Annotated in this window: 16 protein-coding genes and 1 tRNA gene; 8 read left to right on the plus strand and 9 right to left on the minus strand. The window is 70.7% G+C overall.

The annotated features are described in order from the left end of the window. Nucleotides 1–179: 179 nt before the first annotated feature. From IZR02_RS15745 to IZR02_RS15760, 4 genes are read right to left on the minus strand one after another with little or no spacing between them, the layout of a single operon-like run. Nucleotides 180–1,160, minus strand: a complete 981-nt coding sequence (locus IZR02_RS15745; RefSeq protein ID WP_025102682.1) for a serine hydrolase domain-containing protein — start codon at nucleotides 1,158–1,160, stop codon at nucleotides 180–182. A 16-nt stretch (nucleotides 1,161–1,176) separates the two neighbouring features. Then, the gene (locus IZR02_RS15750; RefSeq protein WP_025102683.1) at nucleotides 1,177–2,094 is read right to left on the minus strand and encodes a carbohydrate ABC transporter permease; all 918 of its coding nucleotides are present in this window, start codon (nucleotides 2,092–2,094) and stop codon (nucleotides 1,177–1,179) included. After that, nucleotides 2,094–3,050 carry a carbohydrate ABC transporter permease gene (locus tag IZR02_RS15755; protein WP_025102684.1) on the minus strand — a complete coding sequence of 319 codons (957 nt, stop codon included), beginning with the start codon at nucleotides 3,048–3,050 and terminating at the stop codon, nucleotides 2,094–2,096. The genes IZR02_RS15750 and IZR02_RS15755 overlap by 1 nt, the downstream gene beginning before the upstream one ends. A gap of 55 nt (nucleotides 3,051–3,105) precedes the next feature. After that, nucleotides 3,106–4,389 carry an ABC transporter substrate-binding protein gene (locus IZR02_RS15760; protein WP_025102685.1) on the minus strand — a complete coding sequence of 428 codons (1,284 nt, stop codon included), beginning with the start codon at nucleotides 4,387–4,389 and terminating at the stop codon, nucleotides 3,106–3,108. Nucleotides 4,390–4,526: 137 nt separating this feature from the next. Here IZR02_RS15760 and IZR02_RS15765 point away from each other — a divergent pair, with 137 nt between their 5' ends. The 5 genes from IZR02_RS15765 to IZR02_RS15785 all read left to right on the plus strand — a co-directional run bounded on the left by IZR02_RS15765 (nucleotide 4,527) and on the right by IZR02_RS15785 (nucleotide 9,564). Next, on the plus strand, nucleotides 4,527–5,393 hold the full coding sequence (locus tag IZR02_RS15765; RefSeq protein WP_029989136.1) for a MurR/RpiR family transcriptional regulator: 867 nt from the start codon (nucleotides 4,527–4,529) through the stop codon (nucleotides 5,391–5,393). Nucleotides 5,394–5,395: 2 nt separating this feature from the next. Next, nucleotides 5,396–6,571: an exo-beta-N-acetylmuramidase NamZ family protein gene (locus IZR02_RS15770; protein ID WP_025102687.1), complete on the plus strand. Its 1,176-nt coding sequence runs from the start codon at nucleotides 5,396–5,398 to the stop codon at nucleotides 6,569–6,571. 63 nt (nucleotides 6,572–6,634) lie between these two features. Then, a complete protein-coding gene (locus IZR02_RS15775) occupies nucleotides 6,635–7,123 on the plus strand; it encodes a DUF3253 domain-containing protein (protein WP_025102688.1) in 489 nt (162 codons plus the stop codon). A gap of 70 nt (nucleotides 7,124–7,193) precedes the next feature. Continuing rightward, nucleotides 7,194–8,600, plus strand: coding sequence for an MFS transporter (locus IZR02_RS15780; protein WP_025102689.1), 1,407 nt, complete (start codon nucleotides 7,194–7,196; stop codon nucleotides 8,598–8,600). A 46-nt stretch (nucleotides 8,601–8,646) separates the two neighbouring features. After that, entirely contained in the window at nucleotides 8,647–9,564 is a 918-nt protein-coding gene (locus tag IZR02_RS15785) for a cation diffusion facilitator family transporter (RefSeq protein WP_025102690.1), read from the plus strand. A gap of 6 nt (nucleotides 9,565–9,570) precedes the next feature. On the opposite strand, the gene IZR02_RS15790 is transcribed toward IZR02_RS15785, so the two are convergent. Then, nucleotides 9,571–10,128 (minus strand): MarR family winged helix-turn-helix transcriptional regulator, encoded by a 558-nt coding sequence (locus IZR02_RS15790; RefSeq protein ID WP_025102691.1) that lies wholly within the window; start codon nucleotides 10,126–10,128, stop codon nucleotides 9,571–9,573. Between the two features lie 126 nt (nucleotides 10,129–10,254). On the opposite strand from IZR02_RS15790, the gene IZR02_RS15795 reads away from it, so the two are divergent. After that, nucleotides 10,255–11,055 (plus strand): MarR family winged helix-turn-helix transcriptional regulator, encoded by an 801-nt coding sequence (locus IZR02_RS15795; protein ID WP_025102692.1) that lies wholly within the window; start codon nucleotides 10,255–10,257, stop codon nucleotides 11,053–11,055. A 904-nt stretch (nucleotides 11,056–11,959) separates the two neighbouring features. On the opposite strand, the gene IZR02_RS15800 is transcribed toward IZR02_RS15795, so the two are convergent. Then, the gene (locus IZR02_RS15800; protein WP_025102694.1) at nucleotides 11,960–12,607 is read right to left on the minus strand and encodes a TetR/AcrR family transcriptional regulator; all 648 of its coding nucleotides are present in this window, start codon (nucleotides 12,605–12,607) and stop codon (nucleotides 11,960–11,962) included. A 72-nt stretch (nucleotides 12,608–12,679) separates the two neighbouring features. Here IZR02_RS15800 and IZR02_RS15805 point away from each other — a divergent pair, with 72 nt between their 5' ends. Then, nucleotides 12,680–13,681: an alpha/beta fold hydrolase gene (locus IZR02_RS15805; RefSeq protein WP_025102695.1), complete on the plus strand. Its 1,002-nt coding sequence runs from the start codon at nucleotides 12,680–12,682 to the stop codon at nucleotides 13,679–13,681. Here the strand turns inward: IZR02_RS15805 and IZR02_RS15810 are convergent. Beyond that, nucleotides 13,614–14,087, minus strand: a complete 474-nt coding sequence (locus IZR02_RS15810) for a hypothetical protein (RefSeq protein ID WP_025102696.1) — start codon at nucleotides 14,085–14,087, stop codon at nucleotides 13,614–13,616. The genes IZR02_RS15805 and IZR02_RS15810 overlap by 68 nt on opposite strands. 1 nt (nucleotide 14,088) lies before the next feature. Further along, entirely contained in the window at nucleotides 14,089–14,694 is a 606-nt protein-coding gene (gene dcd / locus IZR02_RS15815) for a dCTP deaminase (protein ID WP_025102697.1), read from the minus strand. 86 nt (nucleotides 14,695–14,780) lie between these two features. On the opposite strand from dcd, the gene IZR02_RS15820 reads away from it, so the two are divergent. Beyond that, a tRNA-Gly gene (locus tag IZR02_RS15820) sits at nucleotides 14,781–14,854 on the plus strand. Between the two features lie 480 nt (nucleotides 14,855–15,334). On the opposite strand, the gene IZR02_RS15825 is transcribed toward IZR02_RS15820, so the two are convergent. Further along, nucleotides 15,335–15,748, minus strand: coding sequence for an arsenate reductase ArsC (locus IZR02_RS15825; RefSeq protein ID WP_025102698.1), 414 nt, complete (start codon nucleotides 15,746–15,748; stop codon nucleotides 15,335–15,337). Nucleotide 15,749: the final 1 nt, after the last annotated feature.

Raw genomic sequence — 15,749 nt, forward strand, 5'->3', positions numbered from 1 at the left:
CGTCCCCGTGCCCGTCCCGGGATCAAAACTGCGCCTCGTTCACCCATCCCCGGCACGTTTCTGCACTCCCACCGGGAGGGGCTCCCCACGCGGGATGCAAAAGGGGCTTCGGAAGCCGCAGCGAGGGGCCTTATCGATCCCGGGACCAGGGCGGGACCGGGACCGGGGCGGACAGGGGGTCAGGGAGTGAGGGGGGCGAGGAAGGCACGGCGGACGGCGGCGACGTCGGCGTCCTCGCGCGTGGGGTGCACGCGGTTGAGGAGCAGCACGCCGTAGGCGCCCGTCTCGGGGACGACCGCGAAGCACGTGCCGGTGAAGCCGGTGTGGCCGACCGCATCAAGGTCACCCATCCACGCGGCATCGCGCACGCGCAGACCGATCGCCTGGCCGTAGCCGGCGTCGGCCTGGATCGTGGGGGTCGTCATCCCGCGGAAGGACTCCCGTGACAGCACTCGCCCGTGCGTCCCCTCGCCCTCATCGCGGAGGAGACGGGCGAGAGCGGCGACGTCCCCCACCGTGCCGAACAGTCCCGCGTGGCCGGCGGGACGGCCGAGTGCATGGGCGAGCTCGTCGTGCACCTCTCCGCGCACGTTCCCGCGATGCGGCTGCGTCTCCGTGGCGACCGCACGCTCCCGCTCCGGAGCCATGGTCAGCGACGCGGCGCCGATCCCCGTGGCCACCTCCGCCCAGAGCGCCGCGAGCGGCCGCCCGGAGACCCGTTCTAGACAATCTCCTGCCGCGATGTACCCGACGTCGGAATACAGATGGCGAGCGCCCGGCTCGGCACCGAGCGCCCGACGCCGCACGCGGGCACGCAACTCCTCCCCGCGCACGCCCTCCCGCCACTCGCGCCCCTCCGCCGGCAGCCCGGAGGTGTGGGTGAGGAGGTGCCGGAGGGTGATCCGCTCCGCTCCGGCGCCGCTGCCCACCGCGAGGACGCGCTCGACGGGCTCATCGAGGTCGAGCACCCCCGTGTCGACGAGCCGCAGGGCGGCGATGGCGGTGAAGACCTTCGTCAGCGATGCGAGATCGAACAGGTGCGCGGCGGTGAGCGGAGCGGGATCGTCGTGCGCCGGCGACCCGAGGAGCTGCAGCTCTTCCGCGCCCCCGGCGACCGCCCGCACCGACGCCCACGCCGAGCCCGGGGTTCCGTTCACCATGATCCGCCTGCGGCCGTCACTTGCTCATGCCGGAGGTGAGGCCGTTGATGATCTGCTTCGTCGCCAGCAGGAACAGCACCACGAGCGGGATGGTGGCGATCGTGAGTCCGGCGAACAGCTGCGGCCAATCGGTCGAGTACTCCCCGAAGAACCGGGTCAGGCCCACGGGGAGCGTGTACGAGTCGCGGTCGCGCAGCAGGATCAGCGGGTAGAAGAAGTCGTTCCAGACCGGCACGAACCGGAAGACGATCACGGTCGCGAGCGCCGGGCGCACGAGCGGCAGCAGGATCTGGAGGAACGTGCGCAGCGGTCCGGCGCCGTCGATGCGCGCGGCCTCTTCCAGCTCGATCGGCAGCGCCCGGAAGAACACCGTCAGCACGAAGGTGGTGAACGGGATGCCGAGGGCGCCGTAGACGAGGATGAGGCTGAAGACGTTGCTGGTCATCTTGAGCGCGTCGAGCAGGTAGAACAGCGGCAGGATCGCCAGGTGCACCGGCAGCATGAGGCCCGAGAGGAACACGGCCTCGATCCCGCGGAAGAACTTCGCCCTGGCCCGCGCGAAGGCGTAGGCGGCCAGCACCGACACGACCGTCGTGACGATGACCGACCCGACCGTGACGGTGATCGAGTTGACGAAGTACGTGTCGAACGAGGCGGTGATCCAGGCGTTCTGGAAGCTCGTGAACGTCGGGGGGACGGGGAGTCCGAGCGGCTCGGTGGCGATCTGCTGCTGCGTGCGCAGGGAGTTGTTGACCATGAGCAGCAGCGGACCGATCGCGACCAGCGCGTATCCCCACAGGAACACGTTGGCGAGGAGCCGGCCCACGAACGGGGTGTCGTTCGTGCGCCGGGAGCGGCGCCGCGGGGCGGAGGGCCGGCCGGAGACGATCGCCTCGGTGCTCGGCTCCTGACGGGTGTCGAGGGCGGTGCTCATCAGAACAGCTTTCGTTCGGCGCGGCGCATCGTCGTCGTGATGACGACGGAGATGACCATGATGAAGATGAACAGGACGGTCGCGAGGGCCGAGGAGACCCCGATGGAGTTCGGGTTCCCGGACTCGAACGCGGTGCGGTAGAACAACAGCATCATCACGTCGGTGGAGCCGGCGGGAGCGCCGTTCGACCCGGCGAGCGCGAACGGGATGGCCATCGCCTCCATGCTGCCGATGAAGGTGAGCACGGTGATGATGCCGATCGTCGGCGTGAGCATGGGGAGCGTGATGTAGCGGAAGCGCTTCGCGGCCGTGGCGCCGTCGAGCGACGCCGCCTCCTCGATCTCCTCGGGGATGCCGCCGAGGGCGGCGCCGTACAGCAGGATCGGGAATCCGATCCACTGCCAGGCGCTGACCAGCACGATGACCCAGATCGCGAGCTGCGGATCGCCGAGCCACGGCAGCGCGAGGCTCTCCAGGCCGACGCCGCGGAGGATCGCGTTCACCGGCCCGAACAGCGGAGACAGCATCAGCGACCACAGGTAGCCGATGACCATCGGGCTCACGAGGTAGGGCAGGGCGAAGATCGTCTGGAAGAACCGCTTGGTGCGCTTGCGGCGGTGCAGCAGGGTCGCGATGCCGAGGCCGAGCGAGTTCTGGAAGACCAGGGCGCCGGCGAAGAGCAGCAGGTTGTGGCCGAACGCGTTCCACAGCTCGGAGGCGTAGGGCTCCTTGGTGAGGAGCGTGAGGTAGTTGCCGATGCCGGCGAATCCACCCTGCTTGGTGCCCTGCCAGTCGAAGAACGAGTAGCTGAGCGCGGCGAGCATCGGGTAGAGGATCAGCACCGCGAAGAGCACGGCGGCCGGGAGCACGAACAGCGCGGCCGTCGGCGTCGACAGCGCGATGCCGGTGCGCGGGCGCCGGCTCTTCGGCGGGCGCACGGGGAGGGTCAGAGCCATGGGGGGTCCTTCGCTCGTGGTAGGGCGCCGGACGCGGCGCCCTACCACGCTCGGATCAGGAGGAGGGGGTGAACCAGGTGGAGATGCCCGACTGCAGGTCGGCGCCCAGCTGCTCCGGGGTCTTCTGACCGAGGAACATGGCCTGAATGTCCGGGCCGAGCACCGCGGTGCCGGTCGGGTCGCCGTACCGGAAGTCGACGAGCAGCAGGTACGGAGCCGGGTTGGCGGTGTACTGCTCGTTCATCTCCTGCATGAGCGGGTCGGAGTACTCCACCCCGGGGAGCGCGGAGAACTGGTCGACCTCGTCGGCGACGAGCTGGCCGAACTCCTTCGTCGTCATCCAGTTGAGCAGCTCGGTGGCCGCCTCCTGATTCTCGCTGGCCGCGTTGATGCCGAAGCTGCCGTCCGCGTAGCCCGGGGTGACCGCGTGGTCGAGAGCACTGTCGGGGGACGGCGGGACCTCGTAGACGCCCCACTCGGTGTCGGGCGCGGAGCTCTGGAACGTGGGCAGGTCGAACGAGCCGCCGGGCCACTGCGCGGCCTGGCCCGAGGTGAACTGCAGGACGGCGTCGGCGACGGCGATCGCGTTGACGTTCTTGTCGAGGTACTTCTGCATGTCCTGCACGATCTGCAGCGAGGACACGTAGGCAGGGTCGGTGAAGTCGACGTCGCCGGCGAGTACCTTCTCCTCGAAGTCCGCACCGCCGTAGTGCGCCGAACCGACGATGTCGTGGAACATCGGCAGGACCCAGTCCTCGCGGGCGCCGAGCGCCATGGGGGTGACGCCCTCCTTGAGAAGGGTCTCCTGCAGCTCGATGAACTCGTCCCAGTCGGTGGGCTCCTCGAGGCCCATCTCGTCGAACATGGTCTTGTTGTAGAACATCTGCATGGTCTGGTACGCGAAGGGGACGCCGTAGGTCTTGCCGTCGTCCTTGCCCTGGGCCGCGCGCAGGACCGTGGGGTCGAACTGGTCGAGACCGTCGACGATGTCGTCGATCGGCACGATCTGCTCCGACTGGATCGCCGACTGCACGCCGCCATAGGCGCGCAGCATCGCGATGTCCGGACCGTCGCTGCCCTCGAGGCCGGTGGCGAGGATCTGGTTGTACTCGGTGGGCTGGAAGCCCTCGAACTCGATGGTGACGCCGGGGTGGGACTCTTCGTAGGCGTCGAACACGGCCTCCCACTTCGGGGACGACGAGGCCTGCCAGGACCAGATGGTCAGGGTGACATCATCCTGACCATCGCCGCTCGAGGCTGCGGGCGCGCAGCCGGCGACGGCGAGTCCGGCGACCAGGATCCCTCCGGTGAGAGCGAGGCGGACGGGGCGGTTTCGCATGGTGTTCCTCTCGGGTGACGTCTTCGTCGCGGCACGGGGACGATGCCGACACTGCCACTGTGGGCAATCTCTTACAAAAATGCAAGCGTTTCTGAAAATTCCTACCGAGTGCGGACCCGACCTGCCATCATGGGCTCGTGCCGAACAGTGTCGTGACAGCCATCCATCAGCGCCTCTCCGCGCTCACCCCCACGGAACGCCGCATCGCCGAACGCGTGCTCGCCGAACCGCAGGCGGTCCTGGAGAACTCCATCACCCGCCTCGCCGAGGAGTGCGGGGTGTCGGTCGCCAGCGTCGCCCGCTTCACCCGCAGCCTCGGGTTCCCCGGGTACCCCGACCTGCGGATCGCCCTGGCCGGAGAGCTCACGCGGAGCGCGTCCGAGCGCGAGCGCTTCCAGGTGTCCGCGGGGGATGTGAGCCGCCACGACGACGCCGCGACCACGGTGCGCAAGATCGCCTTCGCGGAGGCCGAGGCCATCGAGCGCACCGCCCGCCAGCTCGACATCGCCGAGCTGGAGCGGTGCGTCGCCGTGGTCCGCGGCGCGCGTCGTATCGACATCTACGGCGCGGCCTCCAGCGGACTCGCCGCGCAGGACCTTGAGCAGAAGCTCCATCGCGCCGGCCTCGTCGCCCAGGCGCGGACCGACCACCACCTCGCCCTCACCGGCGCCGCGCTCCTGGACGATCGGGACGCCGCGATCGCCATCTCGCACTCCGGCCGCACCCTGGAGATCGTGCAGGCGGCCGAGGTGGCCGCCGCCGCCGGCGCCACCACCATCGCCATCACCAACAACCCGCGCTCGCCGCTCGCCCGCGCGTGCGCGCACACCCTCGTCACGGCGGTGTCGGAGTCGACCTTCCGCTCCGGCGCGATGGCCAGCCGCATCGCCCAGCTCGCCGTCCTCGACTTCCTCTACACGCGCATCGCCCAGGCCGACTACGACCGGATCTCCGCGAACCTCCAGCGCACGCACGACGCCGTCACCGCTCACAGAATCGATTGATCATGCAGCTCGGAATCGACCGCCTCCTCCACGACGACCTGACGCAGCCGCAGCGGGACCGCCTCCGGGGCGCCCGCCTCGGGATGGTCACGAACGACCTGGCCCTCACCTCGACCCTCGCCCGTGGACGCGCAGGCCTCGCCGACGCCGGATTCCCGCTCACGCTCCTCTTCGGCCCCGAGCACGGCCTCGACGGCCGGGCCAGGGAGGGAGAGCTGATCGGGGATCTGCGGGACACGCTGACAGGGCTCCCGGTGCGCAGCCTCTACGGCGCGGACGTGCGTCCCGCGGCCGCCGACCTCGCCGACCTCGACATCGTGCTCGTCGACCTTCCCGACGTGGGTGCGCGTTTCTACACCTACATCTGGACGATGAGCCATGTGCTTGAGGCGTGCGCCGACGCGGGCGTCGCCGTGATGGTGCTCGACCGCCCGAATCCGCTCGGCGGACGCCTGGAGCAAGCCGAGGGGCCGATGCTCGACGAGGCGGCGAACTCGCTCGTCGGGCGGTGGACGATGCCCGTCCGCCATGGTCTGACGATCGGCGAGCTCGCGCGGCACTGGGTGCGCACGCGCGGGATCGACGTGGAGCTGCACGTCGTCGAGGTGCAGGGATGGACGCGCGATCAGACCGCCCTCGGCCGGCAGGAGCTGACCTGGATGCCGCCCTCGCCGAACCTGCCCAGCGCCGCGACCGCCCTGCTGTACCCCGGCACGTGTCTGGCCGAGGGCGTGAACGTCTCCGAGGGTCGCAGCACGGCCGTGCCCTTCCGCGTCGTCGGCGCCCCGTTCATCGACGCCGAGGAGTACACGACCGCGTTCGTCGAGTTCGCCCTTCCCGGTGTCACCGCCTCCCCCTACGGCTTCACCCCTCTGGTGCGGGATCACGCCGGCGAGGCCTGCCAGGGGCTCCTCCTGCATGTGACCGACCCGGTCGCCTTCCGGCCGGTGCACACCGGCGTCCGCCTGCTGTCGCTGCTCGCCGCCCTCTACCCCGAGGCCCTGGCCGAGCGGGCGCTGGTGCCGATGCCCGGGGAGTCCGACTGGTCCCCTCTGGAGAAGCTGTTCGGGGTCGAGGGCGCCTTCCGCCGGATCACGGCGGGCGCGTGGGACGAGCCGGAGTCGCTCGCGGTGCCGGACTGGCCGGGGCTCGTCGACGCCGACCTCCTCTACCGCTGACCGGCAGCCGCGCGGACGTCAAGGGGATGGCGGCGCGCGCGGCCGCCGCGCAGGATGGCCGGTATGACGGACGACGGCCCCGCGCCCACCGCGGACGGACACCACATCGTCGTGAACGGCCGGCGGTGGCGCGCCACCGATCCGTCGATCCCCGAGAACCTGCGGCAGGAGCTCGTCGACGAGCTCATGGCCGCACGGCGCGCGGTGAAGGCGGCGGAGCCCGACGCCCGCCGTCGCGTGCAGGATGCGAAGACCGCCCTCGGCGAGCGGGGTGCCCCGTGGTGGGAGGAGCCCTCCGCGGCGCAGGCCGAGGAGCGGATCGCCGCGACGATGCGCGCCCTCACCCGGAAACGCGCGGACTCGTCGATCTGCCCGAGCGACGTCGCCCGCGCGGTCGGCGGCGAGGAGTGGCGCGACCGGATGCCCGACGTGCGCCGCGTCGCCGCGGACCTGGCCTCCCGCGACGTCGTGGTCGTCACGCAGAAGGGCGAGCCGGTCCAGATCGCCGACGCCCGCGGACCCGTCCGCATCCGCCGCGGCCCCGCCCTCTGAACGCCCCGGGCGCCCGACGCCGACGGCGCGCCGTCACCGGGCGTTCACCGTCCGCGGCCAGACTTCGACCATGACCTCACCCGATCCCGCGGCGGGCGCCCCCGAGCCCGTGGCGACAGCGAACAGCGGCGCCGTGGCCGTCGTCGGCCTCGATCTGCGGGGAGACACCCCCGCGCCTCGGAAGCAGGTGTACTCCTGGGCGCTGTGGGATTGGGCGACGCAGCCGTTCAACACCGTCATCCTCACGTTCGTCTTCACCGCGCTGTACCTGGTCAGCGCCTCGTTCCTGCCGCCGGAGATCGCCGCCCTCGACCCGAGCGACCCGGTCCGCGTCGCCGCGGAGGCCGACCTCGCCTCCGGTCTCGGGCTGGGTTCGACGATCGCCGCCCTGGGCATCCTCCTGCTCGCCCCCGTCCTCGGTCAGCGCGCCGACGCCGCCGGACGACAGAAGCTCTGGCTGGGCATCGGCACCGGCGCTCTCATCCTCTGCATGCTGGGACTGTGGTTCGTGGAGCCGCAGCCGGCCCTGTTCTGGCTCGGCGTCGCGCTGATCTCCGCCGGTTCCGTGTTCGGCGAGATCGCCGCGGTGAACTCCAACGCCATGCTCATCGGCATTGCGAACCCGAAGAACGTCGGCCGCATCTCCGGCCTGGGCTGGGGCTTCGGCTACCTCGGCGGCATCATCGCCCTCGTCATCGTCGTCCTGCTCGACACCTTCGACTGGTTCGGCATGTCCACCGACAACGGCCTCGCGTACCGGCTCATCGCCGTGGGATGCGCGGTCTGGGCGATCGTCTTCAGCATCCCGATCTTCCTCAACGTGCCGGAGCCGTCGCTCGGGCGGCCGGAGCGCAAGGTGGGGTTCTTCCGCTCCTACGTTCTCCTCGTCCAAGACGTGATCGGCCTCTACCGCGACCCGCAGACCCGGTCGACGTTCTGGTACCTGCTCGCCAGCGCCGTGTTCCGCGACGGCCTCGGCGGGGTCTTCGCGTTCGGCGCCATTATCGGCACCGCGGTGTTCCGGTTCGGCACGCAGGACATCATCGTCTTCGGCATCGCCGCGAACCTCGTCGCCGGCGTCTCGACCATCATCGCGGGGCGCCTCGACGATCGCCTCGGCCCCAAGCGGATCATCCTCGGCTCGATCGGATCGATGGTCGTCGCCGGCCTCGCCGTGTTCCTGCTCCGCGACGCCGGGTCGCTCGTGTTCTGGATCGGCGGCCTCGTGCTCTGCGCCTTCGTCGGCCCGGCGCAGGCGGCGGCGCGCTCCTTCCTCGCCCGCGTCACCCCGGCAGGCCGGGAGGGCGAGATCTTCGGTCTCTACGCCACGACCGGCAGGGCCGCGAGCTGGATGGCCTCGGCCGCCTGGACCGTGCTCATCGTCTCGACGAGCCAGACCGCCTATGGGATCCTCGGCATCGTCATCGTGCTCATCATCGGGTTCCTTCTCCTGCTCCCGGTGAAGGCGCCGCGCTGAGCCCGCTCCGGGCGTCGGACGGGTCGGGCGGGAGTAGCCTGACCCGGTGACCGTCGTCCTCGCCTTCCTCGCCAACATCCTCGTCGCGATCGCGAAGACGGTCGCCGCCGTCATCACCTCGTCCGCGTCGATGGTGGCCGAGGCCGCGCACTCCTGGGCGGACGCAGGGAACGAGGTCTTCCTGCTCATCGCCGATCGGCGCGGCGCGAAGACCAAGGACGCCCGGCATCCGCTCGGCTACGGCCGCAACGCGTTCGTCTGGTCCCTCATCGCGGCATTCGGCATCTTCACCGCCGGCTCGATCGTCTCGATCATGCACGGCATCCAGGAGCTGTCCGACTCCGGCCCCGTGGAGAGCCCGGTCGTGGCGTACATCGTGCTCGGGATCGCCTTCGTGCTGGAGGGGGCGTCGTTCACGCAGGCGATGCTCCGCTCCCGCCGGCTGGCCCAGGAGCGCGGATCCTCCACGTGGGACTTCGTGCTGGAGACGAGCGACACCACGCTCCGGGCGGTGTTCTTCGAGGACTCCGCCGCCCTCATCGGCCTCGTGCTGGCGGGCGGATCGATCCTCCTGCATCAGCTCACCGGTGTCGCCGCGTGGGATGCGATCGGGTCGATCCTCGTCGGGATCCTGCTGGGCGTCGTCGCCGTGATCCTGATCGGACGGAACATCGCGTTCCTCGTCGGCACGTCGGTGTCCCCCGCGCTGCGCTCCCGGGTCGGCGCGGCCCTCCTCGGCATGGACGACATCGAGCGGGTCACCTACCTGCATATCGAGTACGTGGGGCCGAACCGGCTGTTCCTCGTCGCCGAGGTCGACCTCGCGGGCGATGCGCGCGAGCACGACGTGGCCCGGCGACTGCGGGAGGTGGAGCGGCGGATCGAGGCGCACGACGCGGTGGAGACCGTCGTGCTGTCCCTCTCGGTGGACGACGAGCCCTCGCTGGACTTCGCCCGCGCGTGAGGCCGGTCAGGCGCGCCAGTTGTCGGCGAGCTTGGTGAGCAGCCGCGCGAGCTCCGTGCGCTCCTCCGGGGTGAACGACTCGAGCGCGCGACCGAGCAGCTCGCGGCGTTCGCCCCGCATCCCGCGGGCCAGTCGCCGCCCCTCGTCGGTCAGCGCGATGCGGGTGCTGCGGGCGTCGTCCGGATCGGCCTCGCGCCGCACGAATCCGGCCTGCACACCCTGCTGCACGAGCCGGGACGCCCGCGGCTGATCCACGCCGATCGCCTGCCCGAGCGCGCTCACGCTGAGCGGTTCCGACGCGGCGGCGAGGGCTTCGAGCATGCGGAGACGGGCCGGTCCGCCGAGACGGCCGCCGTCGGTCATCCACGGCGGCATCCCCGGGTGGCCGCGGTGATGGGCGAAGTGCTCGCGCGGGTCACCATGGGGCCCGTGCCCGTGTGCACCGCGGGGCCCGCCGTGCTCGCGACCGCCGGGCCCTGGTCGACGTCCGCGCAGTCGGGAGAGCGCCTGCGCGATCGCTTCGGCGGCGTCGGGGGACGCGGGGTCGATCGGATCGGTGGCCATGCCCCGATTTTACATGCAGCTTGACATGCGTCTCGGTCCCATGTCACACTGCATATACATGCACAGTGACATTGATATGTCGAATGACATGCGTCATCGGTGCACCACAGACCACGAAGGATCACCATGAACACCACTGCAGACAGCACTTCTCACAACACCTCCCGCCCGTTCGGTTTCTGGCTCAAGGCCGTCGACCGTCTGATGGCGCAGGACTTCGCCACCGCTTTCGCCGCGGAGGGCGCGACCCGCCGCGACTGGCGGCTGCTGAACGTGGTCGACGGCTCGGTACCCGCGCGCCGCCCGCTGAACCCGCACAAGCTCCACGGCCTCGTCGACCGCGGCTGGGTCGAGGCGGACGGCGACGGATGGGCGCTGACCGACGAGGGCCGCGCGGCGAAGGAGCGTCTCGGCGCCGCCGTCGACGGCATCCGCGCGAAGGTCGCCGACGCGGTCTCCGACGAGGAGATGGCGACGACCCTCGCGGCGCTCGAGAAGATCGCCCGCGCCTTCGGGTGGGACGAGGAGACCCCTCTCCCCCGGAAGCAGCGCCCCGGGTTCGGCTTCGGCCCCCGCGGCGGCTTCGCTCGCCGGCACGGGCACGGGAACGAGCACGGGCGCGGCTTCGGGCACGGCTTCGGGCACGGGGACTTCGACCCCCGGCACGGCTTCGACCCCCGGCACAGCTTCGGCCCCGAGGAGGGCTTCGGCCCCCGGCACGGCTTCGACCGTCACGACGGAGCCGAGGAAGGCGGGTACCGCGGGCGCGGTCACCACGACGGCCAGGGGCACCGCGACCACGGTCGCGCACACCGCGACCACGGCCGCGGTCACGGGCACGGCCACGGCCACCGCGCGCAGCGGATGGCGGAGCGCGCATTCGAGCGTGGCTTCGACGCAGGATTCCGCCACGGCCACGCCGCCTGACCTCACCTCCTCGAAGCGCCCCACCGGAACCCCGGCTGGGGCGCTTCCGTGCACCGGGACGCCCCTCCGGGATCACTTCCGCACCTCCCGAGCGCACTCGAGGCACGTCTTCGATCCCCCACCCGCGCCCCAGCCCGACCCGAGCCGAGGACGGAGGCGAAGCCCCCTGAGCCGAGACGGGATCAGAGTCGCGCCTCCCAAGCCGTTCCGGAGCACGTTCTCGCTCCCCCACCGCGGCGACGCGAGCGCCCACTCTGCGGACGGGATCAGAATCGCCCCTCCCGAACACCCCAGCGGCACGTTTTCCATCTCGCAGGGTTATGCAGCCAGGCGGCGCGGGAGGGACGAGGAACGAGGCGCCCGGTGGAAGCGCAAGGGCCTGAGGTGACAGGTACAGGGAAGGCACGTGCGCGGATCAAGAACAGCCCTCCGTCGCACCTCGCGGGCCACTTCTCATCCCGCACGCAAGACGGCAGGCCCCGACCGTTAGGCAGGATCGGAAACGCCGCTCCCGACGGACCTCGGGACCCGATTCTCGCCCCGCACGCAACGGGGCCCGACCGTCGGGCGGGATTAGAAACGCCCCTCCCGACGGACCTCGGGACCCGATTCTCGCCCCGCACGCAACGGGGCCCGACCGTCGGGAGGGATCAGTCACGCCCTCCCGACGGACCTCGGGGGCCGATTCCCATCCCGCGAGCGAAAGAGCGGACGGCCCGACCGTCGGGCGGGATCAGAAACGATCCTTCCGACGGACCGCGGCGCGCATTTCCCATCCCGCACGCATAAGGGGGCAGGGCCCGACCGTGAGGCGGGATCAGAAACGGCCCTTCGAGGCGGGATTGCGGTGCGTTTCTGAGCCCGCAGGGGGAACGGGGGCGTGGGGCCCGGGCGCGGGACGGGGCTAGAGGTCGAGGAGGGCGAGTGCGGTTTCGGGGGCGCCCGCGTCACGGAGGCGTGAGCGCATCGCGGCCGCCGCAAGCGCATACGGCCTGTCGCTCCGCAGGAGGAGCGACCGCGCGTTGGCCTGCTCATTGAGGGCGACGAGCTCGAACGCCAGCACCTCGACGTCAGCCGCGTCGACCTCCCCCTCCGCGGCCGCGAACCGCAGCTGGGCCTCGATGTATCCGTACCAGTCGACGAGGGCTGCACGCACGGCATCGCTCACGGGACCGGGCTTGGAGTCGACGTCCGCCGCGGTCGCCGCGAAGAAGCAGCCGCCCGTGAAGACGCGGTCCTTCGAGTAGACCAAGGCGTTGTGGAGGAGCGCGGCCAGGCGGTGCGCTCCCCTTGGCTGGGCGCGGGCGGGCCCGATGATCCGCTCGACGAAGATGTCCTGAGCGGCGGCGACCGTCGCGAGCTGCAGGCCCTCCTTGCTCTGGAACAGCGTCGCGATGCTGCTCTTGCTCGACCCCGAGGCGGTCGCGAGGCGTCCGATCGTCACGCCGTCCAGACCCTCGACGGAGGCGAGGTCGGTCGCGCTCTCCAGCACGATGCGGCGGGAGGCGTCGCCGCGTGCCCGCCGGCCGTCCTGAATTACACCATCCACCATGGCCCTAGTATACGAACGACCGTTCGCCTAGTATACGGATGATCGTTCGTATAGTTCGGTGAAGGAGCCTCCATGCCGTCCGCGTCCTCTCTCCTCGTCCGCGCCCTCCCGACTGTGGGACGCCTCTCCCCTCTCCTCGCCGGCGATCTCGCCTACCGGCTGTTCTTCTCCACCCGCCCACGGATGGCCGTGCGTGCCGCCGACGCCGCCACCCACGACGACGCCCGCCGCGGGACGCTCCTCGTGCGCGGCATCCCCGTCACGACCTACACGTGGGGCACGGGTCCGCGCACCGTGCTGCTCCTGCACGGCTGGCGGGGCCGCGCCTCCCAGTTCGCCCCGCTCGTGCGGGAACTCGTCGCCGAGGGATTCCGGGTCGTCGCCTTCGATGCCCCGGCGCACGGCTCCTCCGGCGGGCGGCACACCGATATCCGCGACTGGGTCGATGCCGCGGAGCAGCTGGACCGCACCCACGGCCCCTTCTCCGCTCTCATCGGACACTCCTTCGGCGGGCTCGCGGCGCTGACCGTCGCCCGGTCGTCCGGCTCGGTCCCCGCCGTCGCCGTCGTCGCCGGGGCCGCCGCACCCGAGGCGTTCCTCGCCCAGTTCGTCCGTGACCTCCGGCTCGACCCCGCCACCGCGGACCGACTCCGCACCCGCTTCCACCGCCGCCTCCGGCTCGATCCCGCAACCGCCGTCGAACGGTATGACGCAGGCGCGCATCCACTCCCCGCCGGCACCACACTGCTCATCGTGCACGACCGGGGCGACCGCCGGATGCCCGACCACGACGCCCTCCGGCTGCACGCCGCTCATCCCGGCCGCTCCCGTCTCGTCCGCACGGTGGGTCTCGGTCATACGAGAGTGCTGTCGGCTGATCCGACCCTCGACGCCGTGGTCGCTCTCGTGACCGGGGGTCTCGACGCCGTGGATGCGCTCGGCACCGCCACGGGACGAGCCGACATTGATGCCGCACCGGCGGACCCGCCCGCCGCCCTTCGGAGCCCTACACCCGGGTCGGCAGGAAGCCCGCGCCCGGGTCGACGGCCGCGAACGGCAGCCCGACAGTGGTGATCAGCACGACGAGCGTCACCACAGCCGCCGCGAGCAGGAGGAAGAGCACGACGAAGACGACGACCGCGAGCATCCGGTAGCTGCCGGTGTCGGCGACCTCCGGGGCGATCGATCGCTGCGCCCAGTCGTCCGCAGCCGCCGCGGGCTGCTCGCCCTGGAGGATCGCGGGCGTCGGGCGGGATCGCTCCGAGCGACGGGTCGGTGCCGGAAGCGCATCGCCTGCGGCGTCCGGTGCTGTCAAGAGCCCCTCCGGGATCGGTGTCTCCGGCGGTGGAGGCGGGATGACGGCGTCGGCCGGCGGGATCACCGCGTCGGCGGGAGCGACGTCCGGCCCCGAAGCATCCGGCGGCGCCGCCCCCTCGGGCACCGCGGACTCGTCGGAACTCGTCCCGCTCGCGTCGCTCATGTCAGCCTCCGACGGCTCCGATGTCAGTCACACCCACGTCGGTGCGGTGGAAGTTCTGGAACGACCGGGACGCCGTCGGACCCCGCTGACCCTGGTAGCGGTTGCCGTAGGGACCGGAGCCGTACGGGTTCTCCGCCGGTGAGGTGAGCCGGAAGAAGCAGAGCTGGCCGATCTTCATGCCGGGCCACAGCTTGATCGGCAGCGTCGCCACGTTCGCGAGCTCCAGCGTCACATGCCCGGAGAAGCCCGGGTCGATGAAGCCGGCGGTCGAGTGGGTGATGAGCCCGAGGCGCCCGAGCGACGACTTCCCCTCCAGCCGCGCGGCGATGTCGTCCGGCAGGGTGACCTGCTCGAACGTGGCCCCCAGCGCGAACTCGCCGGGGTGGAGGATGAAGGGCTCGTCCGGATCGACCTCGATCAGCCGCGTCAGCTCGGGCTGGTCGACCGAGGGGTCGATGAACGGGTACTTGTGATTGTCGAAGAGGCGGAAGTAGCGGTCCAGTCGCACGTCGATGCTCGACGGCTGGATCATCTCCGGCGCATGCGGTTCCAGGCCGACGCGGCCGGAGGCGAGTTCTGCTCTGATGTCGCGATCGCTGAGAAGCACGGCACAAGCCTAGTCATGAGCGACCCGCGCTTTGGCCATCCGGCCCGCGACAGGTAGGCTTGCTCCACCTGCTCTCGGGCGGGTGCGGGGCTGTAGTTCAATGGTAGAACTTCTGCTTCCCAAGCAGACAGCGCGGGTTCGATTCCCGTCAGCCCCTCCATATGTGACTTCCACAGCTGATCCGGACATTCCGGAGATACTCCAGACCGGAGCTCGCCTCTTGTGCTCCCGCGGTTGCCCGCTTGTTGCGTCGATCCTCCCTGATGACGCTGATGATGCTGACGGTCGTCGTGATGAGCAGCAGGGTCTGGAAGGTGGCCTGGAATGGGTCAGGGTTCTCGGAGGAGTGAGCTTGCGGCAGGGAGGCACCCAGGGTCCCGCGCCCGAGGCGAGGTAGGGCACATCGCCGAGCTACGAGCGATGCCGCGAAGAACGCCGCATCGTGTCGCAAGGTACGGGCCACTCCCGGACGGATGGTTCGTCGCCGAATCGCGACCCTGCCGTTCCGACCCCGACGTTCCGTGGCGGGGCTCCGGGTGTACCCGTTCTCAGGCAGACTGCCCGCCGGAGGCCGAGTTCATCCCGATGTCCGACGGCAGCTGCAATAAGAATGCGCCGTGGTGTTCAGCCGGCCCAGGGATCACAGCAGTTCGGCCACCAGCTTCTGAATGCGCGCGCGGATGTCGTCGCGTATCGGGCGGACTGCGTCGATTCCCTGTCCGGCCGGGTCCTCGAGCTTCCAGTCCTCGTAGCGCTTGCCCGGGAAGAACGGGCAAGCGTCGCCGCATCCCATCGTGATGACGACGTCAGATGCCTGCACGGCTTCGGTTGTGAGCACCTTGGGCTGTTCGGCCGTGATGTCGATGCCGAGCTCGCCCATCGCCTCCACGGCGATCGGGTTGATCTGGTCGGCTGGCATGGAGCCAGCGGAGCGCACTTCGATGCGGTCGCCGGCGATGTCACGGAGGAAACCGGCGGCCATCTGTGAGCGTCCGGCGTTGTGGACGCAGACGAAGAGGACCGAGGGCTTGGTGCTCGTGGTCGTGTCAGTCATT

It is taken from the genome of Microbacterium paraoxydans, from assembly GCF_019056515.1.
In the GTDB taxonomy this organism is placed as follows: domain Bacteria; phylum Actinomycetota; class Actinomycetes; order Actinomycetales; family Microbacteriaceae; genus Microbacterium.